The sequence below is a fragment of the Pseudomonas sp. AC247 genome (assembly GCF_979258015.1).
In genome coordinates, this window is record NZ_OZ409829.1 from 3,869,989 (window position 1) to 3,885,094 (window position 15,106).

15 protein-coding genes are annotated in these 15,106 nt (G+C 60.3%); 5 read left to right on the forward strand and 10 right to left on the reverse strand.

The features are described from left to right. Positions 1-12 precede the first annotated feature (12 nt). A complete protein-coding gene (locus ACZZ0B_RS17430; RefSeq protein ID WP_463545863.1) occupies positions 13-1,215 on the reverse strand; it encodes an MFS transporter in 1,203 nt (400 codons plus the stop codon). A gap of 91 nt (positions 1,216-1,306) precedes the next feature. On the opposite strand from ACZZ0B_RS17430, the gene ACZZ0B_RS17435 reads away from it, so the two are divergent. Further along, positions 1,307-1,849 carry a TetR/AcrR family transcriptional regulator gene (locus ACZZ0B_RS17435; protein ID WP_440095718.1) on the forward strand — a complete coding sequence of 181 codons (543 nt, stop codon included), beginning with the start codon at positions 1,307-1,309 and terminating at the stop codon, positions 1,847-1,849. Between the two features lie 224 nt (positions 1,850-2,073). Further along, positions 2,074-5,544: a hybrid sensor histidine kinase/response regulator gene (locus ACZZ0B_RS17440; RefSeq protein WP_008077900.1), complete on the forward strand. Its 3,471-nt coding sequence runs from the start codon at positions 2,074-2,076 to the stop codon at positions 5,542-5,544. A 200-nt stretch (positions 5,545-5,744) separates the two neighbouring features. Here the strand turns inward: ACZZ0B_RS17440 and ACZZ0B_RS17445 are convergent, their stop codons facing one another. Further along, positions 5,745-6,068 carry an SEL1-like repeat protein gene (locus ACZZ0B_RS17445; RefSeq protein ID WP_081500489.1) on the reverse strand — a complete coding sequence of 108 codons (324 nt, stop codon included), beginning with the start codon at positions 6,066-6,068 and terminating at the stop codon, positions 5,745-5,747. Positions 6,069-7,031: 963 nt separating this feature from the next. Between ACZZ0B_RS17445 and ACZZ0B_RS17450 the strand changes: the two genes are divergently transcribed. The 3 genes from ACZZ0B_RS17450 (at position 7,032) to ACZZ0B_RS17460 (ending at position 9,433) form a co-directional block, all read left to right on the forward strand. Beyond that, a complete protein-coding gene (locus ACZZ0B_RS17450; protein WP_003214941.1) occupies positions 7,032-7,256 on the forward strand; it encodes a hypothetical protein in 225 nt (74 codons plus the stop codon). 276 nt (positions 7,257-7,532) lie between these two features. After that, positions 7,533-8,015: a hypothetical protein gene (locus ACZZ0B_RS17455; RefSeq protein ID WP_008077902.1), complete on the forward strand. Its 483-nt coding sequence runs from the start codon at positions 7,533-7,535 to the stop codon at positions 8,013-8,015. Between the two features lie 146 nt (positions 8,016-8,161). Next, positions 8,162-9,433, forward strand: coding sequence for an OmpP1/FadL family transporter (locus ACZZ0B_RS17460; protein ID WP_463545864.1), 1,272 nt, complete (start codon positions 8,162-8,164; stop codon positions 9,431-9,433). 178 nt (positions 9,434-9,611) lie between these two features. Here ACZZ0B_RS17460 and ACZZ0B_RS17465 read toward each other — a convergent pair whose 3' ends face one another. The 8 genes from ACZZ0B_RS17465 to cobU all read right to left on the reverse strand — a co-directional run bounded on the left by ACZZ0B_RS17465 (position 9,612) and on the right by cobU (position 15,089). Beyond that, positions 9,612-10,172 carry a glutathione peroxidase gene (locus ACZZ0B_RS17465; RefSeq protein ID WP_463545865.1) on the reverse strand — a complete coding sequence of 187 codons (561 nt, stop codon included), beginning with the start codon at positions 10,170-10,172 and terminating at the stop codon, positions 9,612-9,614. A 54-nt stretch (positions 10,173-10,226) separates the two neighbouring features. Then, entirely contained in the window at positions 10,227-10,349 is a 123-nt protein-coding gene (locus ACZZ0B_RS17470; RefSeq protein ID WP_008077905.1) for a hypothetical protein, read from the reverse strand. Continuing rightward, positions 10,346-11,554: an MFS transporter gene (locus ACZZ0B_RS17475; protein WP_463545866.1), complete on the reverse strand. Its 1,209-nt coding sequence runs from the start codon at positions 11,552-11,554 to the stop codon at positions 10,346-10,348. The genes ACZZ0B_RS17470 and ACZZ0B_RS17475 overlap by 4 nt, the downstream gene beginning before the upstream one ends. Before the next feature lie 52 nt (positions 11,555-11,606). Further along, positions 11,607-12,011, reverse strand: a complete 405-nt coding sequence (locus tag ACZZ0B_RS17480) for a MarR family winged helix-turn-helix transcriptional regulator (protein WP_065260433.1) — start codon at positions 12,009-12,011, stop codon at positions 11,607-11,609. A gap of 199 nt (positions 12,012-12,210) precedes the next feature. Further along, positions 12,211-12,942: an adenosylcobinamide-GDP ribazoletransferase gene (locus ACZZ0B_RS17485; RefSeq protein WP_463545867.1), complete on the reverse strand. Its 732-nt coding sequence runs from the start codon at positions 12,940-12,942 to the stop codon at positions 12,211-12,213. Position 12,943: 1 nt separating this feature from the next. Further along, positions 12,944-13,519, reverse strand: coding sequence for an alpha-ribazole phosphatase family protein (cobC, locus tag ACZZ0B_RS17490; RefSeq protein ID WP_158830700.1), 576 nt, complete (start codon positions 13,517-13,519; stop codon positions 12,944-12,946). Then, positions 13,516-14,571 carry a nicotinate-nucleotide--dimethylbenzimidazole phosphoribosyltransferase gene (gene cobT / locus ACZZ0B_RS17495; RefSeq protein WP_463545868.1) on the reverse strand — a complete coding sequence of 352 codons (1,056 nt, stop codon included), beginning with the start codon at positions 14,569-14,571 and terminating at the stop codon, positions 13,516-13,518. Before cobT ends, cobC begins: the two co-directional genes overlap by 4 nt. Further along, positions 14,568-15,089, reverse strand: coding sequence for a bifunctional adenosylcobinamide kinase/adenosylcobinamide-phosphate guanylyltransferase (gene cobU / locus ACZZ0B_RS17500; RefSeq protein WP_463545869.1), 522 nt, complete (start codon positions 15,087-15,089; stop codon positions 14,568-14,570). Before cobU ends, cobT begins: the two co-directional genes overlap by 4 nt. Positions 15,090-15,106: the final 17 nt, after the last annotated feature.

Consider the following 15,106-nt stretch of genomic DNA (forward strand, 5'->3'; position numbering starts at 1 on the left):
GCCATCAATCAACTATTCACTCGCGGAACGATTGAGGTTAATGCGTGAAACCAAGATTTGACGCGAGATCAAAATCAGACCGCCCACCGAAAGGACTACCAATGCCAAGCCATAAACGTCTGTAGTCGCCAGCAAACCAAAACTGCTAGTCAAATGCCCGGCCAGCAATGCCGGCAGGCAGAACGCCAAGTAACTGAGTACGTAATACGCCGACATCAACCCGGCCCGCTCATGCGGTAACGCCAGCGGCACTAGGCTGCGCACCGCGCCGAGAAAGCTTGAGCCGAAACCACATCCGGCGACCAGTGTGCCGAGGAAAAACAGCGACAGACTGGCGCTGTGCACCCCCAGCAGAATCAGCACCAGACCGATCGGCAGCAAACTCGCGCCCAGTTGCAGCGAGCGTCGGGCGCTGCGATTGCGCAAGGTGAAGATCATCAGGGCGCCAGTCACGGTCAAGGCCGCCACCGTCGCCCCGCCGATCAGGTTGGACGTTGAGCCGGTGGCGGTGCGCACCAGCGAGGGCGCCAGTGACGCGTAAAAACCACCCAGCGCCCAGGTGGCAGTGTTCAACGGCAGGACTTTCCACAAGGTCGCGCGCGCCTGAACCGGCACATGCAGGGTCGGCCGCAGCGATGCCCAGGCGCCAGCTTGCGGCGTGACGCTTTCCGGCAGACGCCAGACGTAAATCCCCTGCAACACAAACAATCCGAGCAGCAACCAATAGGTCAGTTGCAACGGCGCCGGGGCAAACTCGGCGAGCAAGCCACAGCCCATGCCGCCCAGCGCCATTCCCAACAACGGCGCCACACTGTTGATCAACGGCCCCTGCTGACGGTCGGTGTCAAGCAACGTCGCGCTCAACACGGCGGTGGCCATGCCGGTGGCGAAACCTTGCAAGACACGCGCGCTGATCAGCCATGCCACGTTGTCGGCATAGATGAACAGCAGCATCGCCAGCGCATTGAGCAGCACCGCGCTGAAAATCACCGGTTTGCGCCCCAGATGGTCAGACAGCGACCCCACTGTTAATAACGCCGCCAACAGACTCAGTGCATAGACGCCGAAGATCAGCGTCAGCACCGCCGAGGAGAAGTGCAGTTGATCCTGATAGAGATGATAGAGCGGCGTCGGCGCCGTGGACGCTGCGAGAAAACTCAGTAAGGTGATCGCCAGAAACCACAGGCTGGATCGATGGGAAGCAAGGCTGGTCATGGGCACACTCCGCAAAAGCTAATTTTTTGCTTTTGCGGAGTGTGCTACCGCCTCGCGCTTAAAGCAAATTCTTTGTGTTAAGGTCTGCCGCATGGCTATTAAAGAAGGTTTACGCCCCGGTGGCCGCAGTGCCCGGGTACAAGAGTCGATTCATTCGGCAGTCCACGCGCTTCTGCAAGAACAGGAGCGTTCCACCGTGACCGTCCCGCAAATCGCGGCCCGCGCCGGGGTGACGCCGTCGACGATTTATCGGCGCTGGGGTGATCTGGCGGCGTTGCTGGCCGACGTCGCCCTCGCCCGCATGCGCCCCGACAGCGCGCCGGCAGAAACCGGCAGCCTGCGCAGCGATATCCGCGCGTGGGCCGAGCAGTATCTCGATGAGATGAGTTCCGAGCCCGGGCGCAACATGATGCGCGACGTCCAGGCGAGTGCGACGCCGGGGTATTGCGTGACGATTATTGGCGCGCAGTTGCAGACGATCATTGCGCGGCATCCCGATGAAGTGGCGCCGAGTGCTGATCGGCTGATCAATCTGGTGGTCGCGCCGGTGGTGTTCCGGATTCTGTTTTCGGCGGCGGCGCTGGAGGTGGAAGAACTGCACAGGTTGATTGATATCGCATTGCAGCAGAACTGACCCCGATTTCCATGTAGGAGCTGCGGCACGCTGCGATCTTTTGATCTTTGAAATCAAGATCAAAAGATCGCAGCGTGCCGCAGCTCCTACAGGGTTTTGCTCGAGCACCACCCTGCGACACCCCGCCGCGCCACGACCTTGGTCGACACTGACTAACCGCCCCGCGCATGCGAGACTGTCCGCCCGGGCAGGACTGCCGGGGAGTCTTCTGTCGGGAGTGTTGCATGTCGTTGTCCACCGGGCTGATCGCCGCCGTCGCCCTGGCCTATATGGCCATCATGTTCGCCATCGCCTTCTACGGCGACCGTCGCAGCGCGCCCTTGCCGCCGCGCATGCGTGCCTGGGTGTACAGCCTGTCGCTGGCGGTTTACTGCACCAGTTGGACATTCTTCGGCGCGGTCGGCCAGGCTGCCGAACAACTGTGGTCATTCCTGCCGATCTACCTCGGGCCGATCCTGCTGCTGCTCGGCGCGCCGTGGGTACTGCAGAAAATGGTGATGATCAGCAAACAGGAGAACATCACCTCCATCGCCGACTTTATCGCCGCGCGCTACGGCAAATCGCAATCGCTGGCGGTGGTCGTCGCGCTGATCTGCCTGGTCGGCGTCCTCCCCTACATCGCCCTGCAACTCAAAGGCATCGTTCTCGGCGTAAACCTGTTGATCGGCGCCGGCGCCGACGCCATGGGCACCCGCGCCCAGGACACCGCGCTGATCGTGTCACTGGTGCTGGCGCTGTTCACCATCGTCTTCGGTACGCGCAACCTCGACGCCACCGAACACCACCGTGGCATGGTGTTGGCGATTGCCTTCGAATCGCTGGTCAAGCTGTTCGCCTTTCTCGCCGTCGGCGCCTTCGTCACTTACGGCTTGTACGACGGTTTTGACGACTTGTTCAATCAGGCCATGCTCGCCCCGCGCCTTGAGGAATACTGGAAGGAAACCATCAACTGGCCGTCAATGGTGGTGCAGACCGGCGTGGCGATGATGGCGATTATCTGCCTGCCTCGGCAGTTCCACGTCACGGTGGTGGAGAACATCGACCCGCAGGATCTGCGTCTGGCCAAGTGGGTGTTCCCGGCTTATCTCGCCCTGGCCGCGCTGTTTGTCGTGCCGATCGCGCTCGCCGGTCAGATGCTGCTGCCAAGCGACGTGCTGCCGGACTCCTTCGTGATCAGCCTGCCACTGGCGCAGGCGCATCCGGCGCTGGCGATGCTGGCGTTTATCGGTGGCGCGTCGGCGGCGACCGGCATGGTCATCGTCGCCAGCGTGGCGCTGTCGACCATGGTCTCCAACGACATGCTGTTGCCATGGCTGTTGCGACGTAACAACGCCGAGCGCCCCTTCGAAGTGTTCCGCCAGTGGATGCTCTCGGTGCGTCGCGTCAGCATCGTGCTGATTCTGTTGCTGGCGTACGTCAGCTATCGCCTGCTGGGCTCGACGGCGAGCCTGGCAACCATCGGCCAGATTGCCTTTGCCGCGGTGACCCAACTGGCGCCCGCCATGCTCGGCGCGCTGTACTGGAAACAGGCCAACCGCCGCGGCGTGTTTGCCGGCCTCGCCGCCGGTACGTTCCTGTGGTTCTACACCCTGATTCTGCCGATTGCGGCGCACAGTCTCGGCTGGTCGCTGAGCAGTTTCCCGGGGCTGGCGTGGCTGCACAGCAATCCGCTGAACCTGCCGATCACCCCGCTGACCCAAGGCGTGGTGCTGTCGCTGGCCGGTAACTTCACCTTGTTCGCCTGGGTTTCGGTGCTGTCGCGTACGCGGGTGTCGGAGCATTGGCAGGCGGGACGTTTCATCGGTCAGGAGATCAGCGCCCGTCCGAGCGCACGCTCGATGCTGGCGGTGCAAATCGATGACTTGCTGCAACTGGCGGCACGCTTTGTCGGTGAAGAACGTGCGCGCCAGAGCTTTATCCGCTTCGCTTACCGTCAGGGCAAAGGCTTCAACCCCAACCAGAACGCCGACAGCGAATGGATCGCCCACACCGAGCGGTTGCTGGCCGGTGTGCTCGGTGCTTCTTCGACGCGCGCGGTCGTAAAAGCCGCCATCGAAGGTCGGGAAATGCAGCTGGAGGACGTAGTCCGGATCGCTGACGAAGCGTCGGAAGTGTTGCAGTTCAACCGCGCCCTGCTGCAAGGCGCGATCGAGAACATCACCCAAGGCATCAGCGTGGTCGACCAGTCGCTGAAACTGGTGGCGTGGAATCGTCGCTATCTGGAGCTGTTCAATTATCCCGACGGTTTGATCAGCGTTGGCCGGCCGATTGCCGACATCATTCGCTACAACGCCGAGCGCGGTTTGTGTGGCCCCGGCGAAGCCGAAGTCCACGTTGCCCGCCGCCTGCACTGGATGCGTCAGGGCCGCGCGCACACCTCTGAGCGATTGTTCCCCAACGGCCGGGTGATCGAGTTGATCGGCAACCCGATGCCGGGCGGCGGTTTCGTCATGAGTTTCACCGACATCACCGCGTTCCGCGAAGCCGAACAGGCGCTGACCGAGGCCAACGAAGGCCTCGAACAACGGGTCAGCGAGCGCACACAAGAGCTGTCGCAACTCAACGTCGCGCTGACCGAAGCCAAGGGCACCGCCGAAGCGGCCAACCAGTCGAAAACCCGTTTCCTCGCCGCCGTCAGCCATGACTTGATGCAGCCGCTGAACGCCGCGCGGCTTTTCTCCGCCGCCCTCTCGCATCAGGACGACGGCTTGAGCAGCGAGGCGCAGAAACTGGTGCAGCACCTCGACAGTTCGCTGCGTTCGGCCGAAGACCTGATCAGCGATCTGCTGGACATTTCCCGACTGGAAAACGGCAAGATCAACCCGGACCGCAAGCCATTTGCAGTCAACGAACTGTTCGACACCCTCGGCGCCGAGTTCAAGGCGCTGGCGCAGGAACAAGGCCTGACTTTCCGGGTGCGCGGCAGTCATTTGCGCATCGATAGCGACATCAAACTGCTGCGGCGGATTTTACAGAACTTCCTCACCAACGCCTTCCGTTACGCCAAGGGCCCGGTGCTGCTGGGTGTGCGCCGGCGTGGCGGCGAGTTGTGCCTGGAAGTGTGGGATCGCGGGCCGGGGATTCCCGAAGACAAACAGCAGGTAATTTTCGAGGAGTTCAAACGCCTCGACAGCCACCAGACCCGCGCCGAAAAAGGCCTCGGTTTGGGTCTGGCGATTGCCGATGGGTTATGTCGCGTGCTCGGCCACACCTTGCGCGTGCGTTCGTGGCCGGGGCGTGGCAGCGTGTTCAGCGTCAGCGTGCCATTGGCCCGCACGCAAACTGTGCCGGTGACTGCGGCCGTCGAGCTGAATGGCAAGTTGTTGAGTGGCGCACGGGTGCTGTGCATCGACAACGAAGACAGCATTCTGATCGGCATGAACAGCCTGTTGAGCCGCTGGGGTTGTCAGGTCTGGACGGCGCGTAATCGCGAGGAATGCGCGGCGTTGCTGAATGATGGCGTACGTCCGCAATTGGCGCTGGTCGACTATCACCTCGATCACGGTGACACCGGCACCGAGTTGATGGCGTGGCTGCGCACCACGCTGGGCGAGCCGGTGCCGGGGGTGGTGATCAGTGCTGACGGGCGTCCGGAGATGGTGGCGCAGGTGCATGCGGCGGGGCTGGATTATCTGGCCAAACCGGTGAAACCGGCGGCGTTGCGGGCGCTGTTGAGTCGGTATGTGCCGCTCTAAAAGCAAAAGATCGCAGCCTTCGGCAGCGCCTAAATAGATCCCCGTAGGAGCTGCCGAAGGCTGCGATCTTTTGATCTTCCGAACAATTTCAGCTGTTCGCTACGACTGACTAGATTGCCGCGCCCTGGTCCAAAGCCATCGCGATTCCGGCCGATCCGATGAAGTCTGAAAGTTAACCAAGGTTTCAGAGCATGGACAGCTCAGTCTTCAATCAGACCCAGCTCTTGTTGCGCCCGCACGTCGCCCGCACGGGCCGCCTGGCGCAAAAGATCGTGACCGATGCGCCGGTCCCGGGCATTGCCGCACTCACGGCACATCAGTTGGCCGAGACGGCTTTGCGCAACGACCACGCCTTCGCGTGCCGGTTGCTTGAGCAAGCGTCCGGCGAGGTGCTTGGCATTATGGCTGTCACTCAAGCGCGGGCTATCGAGCAGCCATTCAGCTACACGCACGGAAAAGCGCTTGGGTGGGGTAACAGGCGAGTGTTGTGAGGTAACAGAGTCTGATGCTGAGCGAAACTTCATAAAGCACTGTGGGACAGATCGGAAGGCGCGCCACTCTACTCTCTTTTTCTTACAGGTAAAGTCGAAAAACAACCCGGCACGCCCGTGCTAGAGCAAGCGCTCGGGACAATCCACAGAAGCTGTGGATAACTCAGTGGACAACCGCCCTTCAACCCTCGCAAAGCCTTGTGGAATGGGGCTCGCAGTCAAACTGACGATTTTTTCACCAACAAAAAAAAGCGATGTTTTTCATTGACTTAAACTTTCGATGCAGGCAGCCATCGGGGTCAGGATTGGTATGACAGTATCGTTACAGCTCGCGCAACTAATGTGCACAAGTACCTGTTACACGGTTATATCGATGCGCTTTTTCGGGTCATTTTGACGGTCAGTCTGGGGATAAACCGGTCTGCGACGTGGCTTCATGACATTTTCTGCACCGACCGACGGTCAAGAAAATGAGCCAGGACGGGGCGAGCCGTTACTGACGAAAACAGGGGTTTACCCTTCATGGAATGTTTTTTCAGTCAGGGTTTGCTTTGTGTATTTCGATCCGTTACTATCCGCGGCGTTAGTACCAAGCTGAAAGTCAATTCCGGTCGAACACATCCCCACGGTCAGCCTTCTTCCAAGAATCCCCTACCGAACAAGCGGGAGCGACCCCTCGATGGTTTCCAGGTAAATCTTGCGACGACACTGCCTTTGAATGATGCAAAGGGTGTTGCGAAGACCACTTACTCTGACCGAACCAACCTGCAAATTGATCAGGATCTTCACCCCGGGCCCAGAACCTTTGCCCTTGATGTGTTGCCTGCCCTCCTAAGTACCTACCTGCCAGCCCAAGCGCGCCAACTTATCAGCGCTTCAAACTGGCTGCTTTGTTCCAGTCGGGTTCTTCGTTCGACCAATGGTGGTCGTCGTCACTGGAACGTTTTAACGTTGCACGGTTCTTATCCGTGTCATTTGTAGGAACACCTAATAACTATGTCTACTCAAATCCATACTCAGGATGCCATTCGCACCCTAACCAACGCTTTTGCTCCAATGAACTGCCTGATCATGGCCGCTCGCAAAGGCTGCTTCAGCTTCACTTTGGTCAATGAACACGGTATCGCCCGCCACAGCGAGCGTCTGTACCCCGATCAATACTCCAGCGCAGAACCGCTGCAGGCCGTGATCGATCGTACCCGTCAGGCACTGGTTGCCTGAAAGCCGAAAAGGCTGCAAAAGCAAAAGCCCCGCTTAAATTGCGGGGCTTTTTATTGCCTGATGTTTCACTTTTGGCCCGTTAGCGCTTAAGCACCTTCTGATATAACGGTTATAACTCGAAGCCGGAAATATTTTAAAAACAGGCCTTTACGTTGTGAATATGACACTACACTTCAACTCAAGCGGCTTGATCCGCTTTCGGCGAGCCTGAGTCGATCCACCGCTGCCAAGGCCCCCTTCAGGCATCGCCGCCCAACAACAAGATCCGAGGATTTTATGGGTATCGCTGCCAGCGAACTGTGTCGCTACGTGATCCGTCCTACGTTGATTTATCTGGGACGTCACTGCGCAACCGCCGAATCCCTGCTGCTGGGTATCGCCGCCAGCCAATCCGCCCTCGGGTCTGCCCTGCATGACCGCCGTGGCCACGGCCTCTACCGCATTGCCGAGCATCGCCACCAGGCATTGTGGGACGACTATCTGGCCCTCGATCCCGAGCGTGCCAGCCTGGTGCGCGGCCTCGCCAGCCAACATGCGTTTTTGAGCGGCCCGCACCTGGAACTGACCGTCAACCTGCGTTACGCCACCGCCATCGCCTGGCTGCTGGTAGAAGAACAAAACCCCACCCTCCCCGACCCGGATGATTTGCTCGGGATGGCGCGTATCTGGCGTCAGACCTTCCAACCCCAAGGTCGTCTGCGTGACTTCACTTGCGCCTGGCAAACCTGTGTTTCACCGCTGAATCAGGTCGCTTGCTGACCCGTCGGTTTCACAAGATCTGCCAACAGGTCGCGAATCTGGTCGGATTGTCCTACAAAACCGCTCTAACTCAAGGCTTACGGACTATAGCGCTGGGACGAAAATCTTGGTAATTTTCGCCCCGGTGATCACCAGGAGTTCTAATAATGAAAAAAGTAATGCTCAAAACCACCCTTAGCCTCGCCGTTACCATGGCATCCACCCAGATCTTCGCAGCTGGCTTTGCCATCAACGAACACAGTATCAGCGGGATGGGCACTGGTTACGCTGGGCGATCCTCTTCTGCCGACGACGCAAGCACTGTTTATGGCAACCCTGCCGGCATGTCGCGCATCACGCGCGAACAAGTCACTGGCGGTGTTGCATTCCTCGACGCAAAAACCGATATCAGCGACGCCAGCTCCAGCCCTAACAGCGGCAGCAACAAAGGCGACATGGTGCCCTTCACCTCCGTACCTATGGGCTTCTACGTCAAGCCGATCGATGATCATTGGGCATTCGGCCTGGGCGTGTACGTACCGTTCGGCCTGATCACCGATTACGAAAACGGCTTTGCCGGCCGTTACTTCGGCAGCAAGTCCGAAGTACAAGTCATCACCTTCCAGCCAACCGTGAGCTACAAGTTCAACGACGTCGTGTCGATCGGTTTCGGCCCGACCATCAACCGCATCGACGGCACCCTGGAATCGAACCTGTCGATTACCCAGGCAGCACCGGACGGCAAGGTCAAGATCAAGGGTGACGACACTGCACTGGGCTACAACATCGGTGTGCTGGTGCAAGCCACTGACACCACTCGCCTGGGTCTGACTTACCACTCGAAAGTCGACTACAAGCTCGAAGGCAACACCAAGGTCAACTACGGTGTGCTGGGCGCAATCGGTCTGGGCGCCAACCAGAAGTACGACGCTTCGCTGAAAATCACCACGCCTGAATCCGTGGACTTCTCGGTGACCCAGGCGATCAACGATCAGTGGAACGTCTACGCCGGTTCGACCTTCACCCGTTGGAGCCAGCTGAAGAAAATCACCGTCGAGAACTCGGGCGTTCAGCCGCTGCTGGCCGGTCAATTCGGCGAGATCACCGAAGACCAGAACTGGCACGACTCCTGGGCTTACGCCGTGGGTACTTCGTACCAGCTGAACAAGGAATGGGTACTGCGTACCGGTCTGACCTTCGACCAGTCGCCGACCAACAACGTCGACCGCTCGCCACGTATTCCAACCGGCGACCGGACGATCTTCAGCATCGGTGCTGGCTGGAGCCCGACCGAAGACCTGACCATCGACGTTGCCTACTCGTACCTGAAAGAAGAGTCGGTCAACATCCGCAATCAGAACGATCGCGGCCAGACCTACAACGCCAAGTATGAAAACTCGGCAAACGGTTTCGGTGTCGGCGCTACTTACCGCTTCTGATGCTGCGTGGCGAGGCTAACCTCTCGCCCACAAAAAAGCCCCGCTCTCTTTGCAGAAAGCGGGGCTTTTTCATGCCCGCGATCAACACTCTGTAGGAGCTGCGGCACGCTGCGATCTTTTGATTTTGACGTTTAAGATCAAAAGATCGCAGCGTGCCGCAGCTCCTACAGGGATTGTGTCAGGGGTTGAGAGGTTTCGAGGCGATGGCCTTTTCGATCGCGGCAATAAACTCCGGATCATCGGGCTTGGTCAAGCTGGAGAAATTGGCAATGACCTTGCCTTGGCGATCAATCACGTATTTGTAGAAATTCCACTTTGGCGCACTGGTTTGCGCAGCGAGTACCCGGAACATATGGGTGGCATCGTCACCACGGACTTTCTGCGGTTCGGTCATGGCGAACGTCACGCCATAGTTGGCGTAGCAGACCTTGGCGGTCTCGGCGCTGTCCTTGGACTCTTGCTTGAAGTCATTGGAAGGCACGCCGAGCATTTCCAGCCCCTGCCCTTCGTAGCGCTTATGCAGCGCCTCAAGGCCTTCGAACTGTGGCGCAAAACCGCAGAAGCTCGCGGTGTTGACCACCACCAACGGTTTGTCGGCGTATTGCTTGCACAGATCGATGGATTCCTTGGCGCGCAACTTCGGCAGCGAACCTTGCAACACTTCCGGGCAATCCGCAGCGTGGGCCAGGCCAGTCAACGCCACCAGCAACGCGGGAACAGCACACCAGCGCATCAGCATCTCGAGCATCCTTGAGCATTCGTCAGACTTCGACGTTACTCGCCGCGCCACGTTCTAGCAAATGCTCATGCCCAGTTGCATCAACGCCAGGCCACCCTGATGCCAGCCCCACCACACCAGCGCCAGCAATGCGGCGCCGAGTGCGGTGATGACGATACGCGGCCAGAATCGACTCATGCCGCGCCCGCAGCAGCTTTCAGGCGTGCAACCGGACGCTCGCGCACCGGCCAGTTCAGCGCAGCCGCCAGCAGGCTCAAGAGAATCGCCACTTGCCAGATCAAGTCATAACTCCCGGTTCGGTCATACACCACCCCGCCCAGCCAGCCGCCGAGGAACGAGCCGAGCTGATGGAACAGGAATACGATGCCACCGAGCATGGACAAATTGCGCACACCGAACAAGGTCGCCACCGTACCGTTGGTCAACGGCACCGTCGACAGCCACAGGAACCCCATGGCCATGCCGAACAGGTAGGCCGACGTGGTCGTCACCGGCAGCCACAGAAACAGCACGATCACCACCGCGCGCAACAGGTAAAGCGCGGTGAGCAAGCGCGGTTTCGACATGCGCCCACCCAGCCAGCCGGCGGTGTAAGTGCCGAAAATGTTGAACAGCCCGATCAACGCCAGCACCGTAGTGCCAACACTGGCCGGCAGATGCTGATCGACCAGATACGCCGGCAGGTGCACGCCGATAAACACCACCTGAAAACCGCAGACGAAAAAGCCGAACGCCAACAGCCAGAATCCCGAATGCGAGCAGGCTTCGCGCAGCGCCTCGGACAGGGTTTGTTCATGACCGAGCACCGGCAGCGGTTTGTCCTTGAGCATGCTCACCAGCGGCACGATCAGCGCCACCAGCAAGCCCAAGACCAACAACGCCGCCGACCAGCCGAGCCAGCCGATCAGGCCCAGCGTGCCCGGCAACATGGCGAACTGGCCGAAAGAGCCAGCGGCACTGGCAATGCCCATGCCCATGCTGCGTTTCTCTGGCGGCACGGCACGCCCGACAACGCCGAGGATGACCGAGAACGAAGTGCCGGAAAGACCGATGCCGATCAGCAGACCGGCGCTCAGGGACAGCGTCACCGCCGAATCCGACAATCCCATGCACACCAGACCCGCCGCGTAGAGCACGCCACCGACCAGCACCACTTTCGCCGCGCCGAAACGGTCAGCCAGCGCGCCGGTAAATGGCTGCGCCAGGCCCCAGATCAGGTTCTGCAAAGCGATGGCGAAAGCAAACACCTCGCGCCCCCAGCCGAACTGCGCGCTCATCGGCGACAGAAACAGGCCGAAGCCGTGACGCACGCCCAATGACAACGCGAGAATCAGCGCACTACCGACCAACACCCAACCGCACGTACGCCACATCGATGTCATTATTGTTCTCCGCTTGCGGGTATATACCCGCTTGAGTTTGGAAAAACCGGCCTCAGGCCAGTTCATCCAGCAATCTGAGCAAGGTTTCACGCTTCTCGGCGCCCAAGCGATCAATCAACCGTTGCTGCGCCGCCTCCCACGCCGGCAAGGCTGCCGCCAGGCGTTGCACACCGGTTTCGGTGAGACGGACGATGCGGTTACGCATGTCCTCGCCCTCCGCCAGCGCCACCAATCCTTCACCTTCGAGAACGCGCAGATTGCGCCCGAGGGTGCTGCGATCCAGACCCATGGCTTCAGCCAGTTCCGAGATGCTCGGTTGATCGAGACGTTGCAGGTTGCACAGCAAAGAATACTGCGCAACGTTGATCCCGAAGCCATCGAGAGCGCCGTCGTAATGCCTGCTGACGCCACGAGCGGCGCGACGCAGGTTGGTGCACAAACACTGAGAAGGAAGCATGATGCGTGTATATACCCGCGACTGTGTTAAATCAAGTTACAGATGAGTTTACCCTGAGCTTTTGCTGTGCATGACATACCTCTATCGCTGGCAAGCCAGCTCCCACAGATTTTGGGGCGCACGCAAAATTTGCAGCCAACCTTGAAACCTGTGGGAGCTGGCTTGCCAGCGATGGGGCCAGCACTTTGCCCATTATCCCTCAGACCAAAACCACACCAACCAACACCACCATCTCCAGCAATTCCAGCAACGCCCCCGCCGTATCGCCCGTCGTCCCGCCCAGACGTCGCATCATCACTCGCCGCAGCCGGATAAAAACGGCGATCGAAATGACCAACGCAACAACCGCGCTAAACCCGGCGATCAACCAACACGCCAGCGCACTCACCCCGAGCACCCACCACCCGGCCCGACGCGGCAAATGATCCGCCAACGCCTGCCCCAACCCACCCGCCCGCACATACGGCGTGGTCAGAAACAGCCCGAGCAACGCCGCACGCCCAAGCACCGGCACAATGATCAAAACGATCCCATGCCCCTGCTCGATCAACGCCAACAGCGCAGCAAACTTGAGCAGCAACACCAGCACCAGCGTCACCACCGCAATCGGCCCGCTGCGCGGATCTTTCATGATCGTCAGCGTGCGCTCGCGATCACCAAAGCCACCGAGCCAGGCATCGGCGCTGTCGGCCAGGCCATCGAGGTGCAACGCGCCGCTGAGCAACACCCAAGCCGTCAACAACAGCGCTGCATGCAGCAACAGCGGCGCGCCGGCCAACGCCAGATTCAATGCCCAGAGGATCACGCCAAACAGCAAGCCCACCAGCGGATAAAACAGCAGCGAACGGCCAAGCTGCTGCGGCTCGGGCATTCCTGGCAGACGAATCGGCAGACTGCTGAGAAATTGCAGGGCGATCCACAGCGGCAACATGTCAGCGACCTTCCTTGAGTGAACCGTCAGCCTCGACCGTCAGCGCAAACATTGCGCCATGTCCGACTTCAACATTGAGCAGTTGTTCGCGCGGCAAGCCTCGCGCCTGCGCCAGTAACAAACGCATGACGCCGCCATGGCTGATCAGCAAAACCCGCTCCCCGGCATACGCCGCGTGCAGCCGCGATACCGCTGCCAACACTCGCGCAGAAAAATCACTGACCGGCTCACCTTGCGGCGGTGTAAAGCCGTAAGGATCAGCCCAAAACAGTCCCAACGCCTCAGCGTCAGTCTCCATCAACGCTGCCGCGCTCTGGCCTTCCCAGGCACCGAAATGCAGTTCCTGCAGATCCTTGTCCAACTGCACCGGCAGATTCAATTGCTCACCGAGTTCAGCGGCAAACCGCGCACAACGCTGCAACGGCGAGCTGACCAGTCGATCCCACGGCCCGCTCTCAGCCACCGCTGCACGCATCTGCGCCCAGCCCTTCTCGGTGAGCGCGTCGTCGAGACTGCCGCGCAAACCACCGCCCAATTCAGTCTCACCGTGGCGCAGCAGGTCTAGATTCAATGTCATGCCGGGCGATCCGCCACTGCCGCTTCGGCGAACGTCGCCATCTGCCCGTGCAGATCGCAGGCCAGACGCAACAGCGGCACGGCCAACGCCGCCCCACTGCCCTCGCCCAGACGCAGACCAAGTTCCAGCAACGGCTCGGCGCCGAGCGCTTCGAGCACATGCCGATGCCCCGGCTCGGCGCCACGATGACCGAACAACAGCCACTCGCGGCACGTCGGATTCAAACGCACCGCGACCAGCGCCGCGACCGTGCAGATGAAGCCGTCGACCAGCACCGCCACACCTTCCTGCGCACAGGCCAGATAAGCACCGACCAGCGCGGCAATTTCGAAACCACCGAGGTTGAATAGCGTCTGCAACGCATCACCGCGCTGCGCCGCATGCAGCGCCAGCGCACGCTCGATCACTTGCGCTTTGTGGCTGACGCCTTCAGCGTTCAAACCTGTGCCCGGGCCGGTCAGGTGTGTCACCGGGCAATCGAGTAGCGCGCACGCCAGCGCACTGGCTGCGGTGGTGTTGCCAATGCCCATTTCGCCGCCGATGAACAACTGCGCACCCGCCGCTTTGGCGCGCAACACGCTGTCACGACCGGCCTGCAACGCCAGTTCGCCCTGGGCTTGGGTCATCGCCGCGCCGTCGACGAAATTCGCAGTGCCGGGACCGATGTTCAAGTGACGTACGCCTGGCAGGTTCAGCGTCGGCGTCACGGTGCCCAGATCGACCACTTCCAGTTGCGCGCCAAGTTGCTGCGCGAGCACGCTGATCGCCGCGCCACCGCTGACGAAGTTGAGCAGCATCTGCCCGGTAACTTCCTGCGGGAACGCCGAAACGCCTTCAGCGACCACGCCGTGATCACCGGCAAAAATCGCGATCCAGACCTGTTCCAGCGTCGGCTTGACCTGACCTTGCAGCCCGGCCAGTTGCACCGCCACCGATTCCAGTCGACCGAGCGAACCAGCCGGTTTGGTCAGTTGCTGCTGGCGCGCTGCCGCTTGTGCAAGCACGTCGGCATTCAGCGACTGGCACGGGTTCAACCACCAGGTTTGAGTCATAACGCAGATCCTTTCAGAGTCAGGGGCAGGCCGGCGACGGTCAGCACGACACGCTGACAGCGCTCAGCCAGAGCTTGATGCAGCCAACCGGCTTCATCGACGTAGCGGCGAGTCAATTCGCCCAGCGGCACGACACCCATTCCGGTCTCGTTGCTGACAAAAATGATTTCCCCCGGCAACGAAGCCAGGCAGTCGAGCAGGGCTTCGCGCTCGGCGATGAGGCGTTCGGCGTTGTCGAGCATCAGCAGGTTGGTCAGCCACAGCGTCAGGCAATCGACCAGCAGGCAACGCTCGGCGCCGGCCGATTGACGCAGGACGCGAGCCAGTTCGAGGGGTTCTTCGATCAGTGCCCACTCGGCTGGGCGACGGGCGCGATGATGGGCGACGCGCTCGCTCATCTCGCCATCGAGCGGTTGGCTGGTGGCGATGTAAGTAACGGCAAGATTGCTGTCGCTGGCGAGTTTTTCTGCCAGGCGGCTTTTGCCGGAGCGGGCGCCGCCGAGGATCAGTTGGAGCATGGGGACATCCTGAAAAT

What these genes read in the sequence shown, in the direction of transcription:
- ACZZ0B_RS17460 (WP_463545864.1), top strand. Translation starts at nt 8,162, where the DNA reads ATGAAAAAAGTAATGCTCAAAACCACCCTTAGCCTCGCCGTTACCATG.
- ACZZ0B_RS17475 (WP_463545866.1), bottom strand. Translation starts at nt 11,554, where the DNA reads ATGACATCGATGTGGCGTACGTGCGGTTGGGTGTTGGTCGGTAGTGCG.
- ACZZ0B_RS17445 (WP_081500489.1), bottom strand. Translation starts at nt 6,068, where the DNA reads ATGAAGTTTCGCTCAGCATCAGACTCTGTTACCTCACAACACTCGCCT.
- cobU (WP_463545869.1), bottom strand. Translation starts at nt 15,089, where the DNA reads ATGCTCCAACTGATCCTCGGCGGCGCCCGCTCCGGCAAAAGCCGCCTG.
- ACZZ0B_RS17465 (WP_463545865.1), bottom strand. Translation starts at nt 10,172, where the DNA reads ATGCTGATGCGCTGGTGTGCTGTTCCCGCGTTGCTGGTGGCGTTGACT.
- ACZZ0B_RS17470 (WP_008077905.1), bottom strand. Translation starts at nt 10,349, where the DNA reads ATGAGTCGATTCTGGCCGCGTATCGTCATCACCGCACTCGGCGCCGCA.
- cobC (WP_158830700.1), bottom strand. Translation starts at nt 13,519, where the DNA reads ATGACATTGAATCTAGACCTGCTGCGCCACGGTGAGACTGAATTGGGC.
- ACZZ0B_RS17435 (WP_440095718.1), top strand. Translation starts at nt 1,307, where the DNA reads ATGGCTATTAAAGAAGGTTTACGCCCCGGTGGCCGCAGTGCCCGGGTA.
- ACZZ0B_RS17485 (WP_463545867.1), bottom strand. Translation starts at nt 12,942, where the DNA reads ATGTTGCCGCTGTGGATCGCCCTGCAATTTCTCAGCAGTCTGCCGATT.
- ACZZ0B_RS17450 (WP_003214941.1), top strand. Translation starts at nt 7,032, where the DNA reads ATGTCTACTCAAATCCATACTCAGGATGCCATTCGCACCCTAACCAAC.
- ACZZ0B_RS17440 (WP_008077900.1), top strand. Translation starts at nt 2,074, where the DNA reads ATGTCGTTGTCCACCGGGCTGATCGCCGCCGTCGCCCTGGCCTATATG.
- cobT (WP_463545868.1), bottom strand. Translation starts at nt 14,571, where the DNA reads ATGACTCAAACCTGGTGGTTGAACCCGTGCCAGTCGCTGAATGCCGAC.
- ACZZ0B_RS17455 (WP_008077902.1), top strand. Translation starts at nt 7,533, where the DNA reads ATGGGTATCGCTGCCAGCGAACTGTGTCGCTACGTGATCCGTCCTACG.
- ACZZ0B_RS17480 (WP_065260433.1), bottom strand. Translation starts at nt 12,011, where the DNA reads ATGCTTCCTTCTCAGTGTTTGTGCACCAACCTGCGTCGCGCCGCTCGT.
- ACZZ0B_RS17430 (WP_463545863.1), bottom strand. Translation starts at nt 1,215, where the DNA reads ATGACCAGCCTTGCTTCCCATCGATCCAGCCTGTGGTTTCTGGCGATC.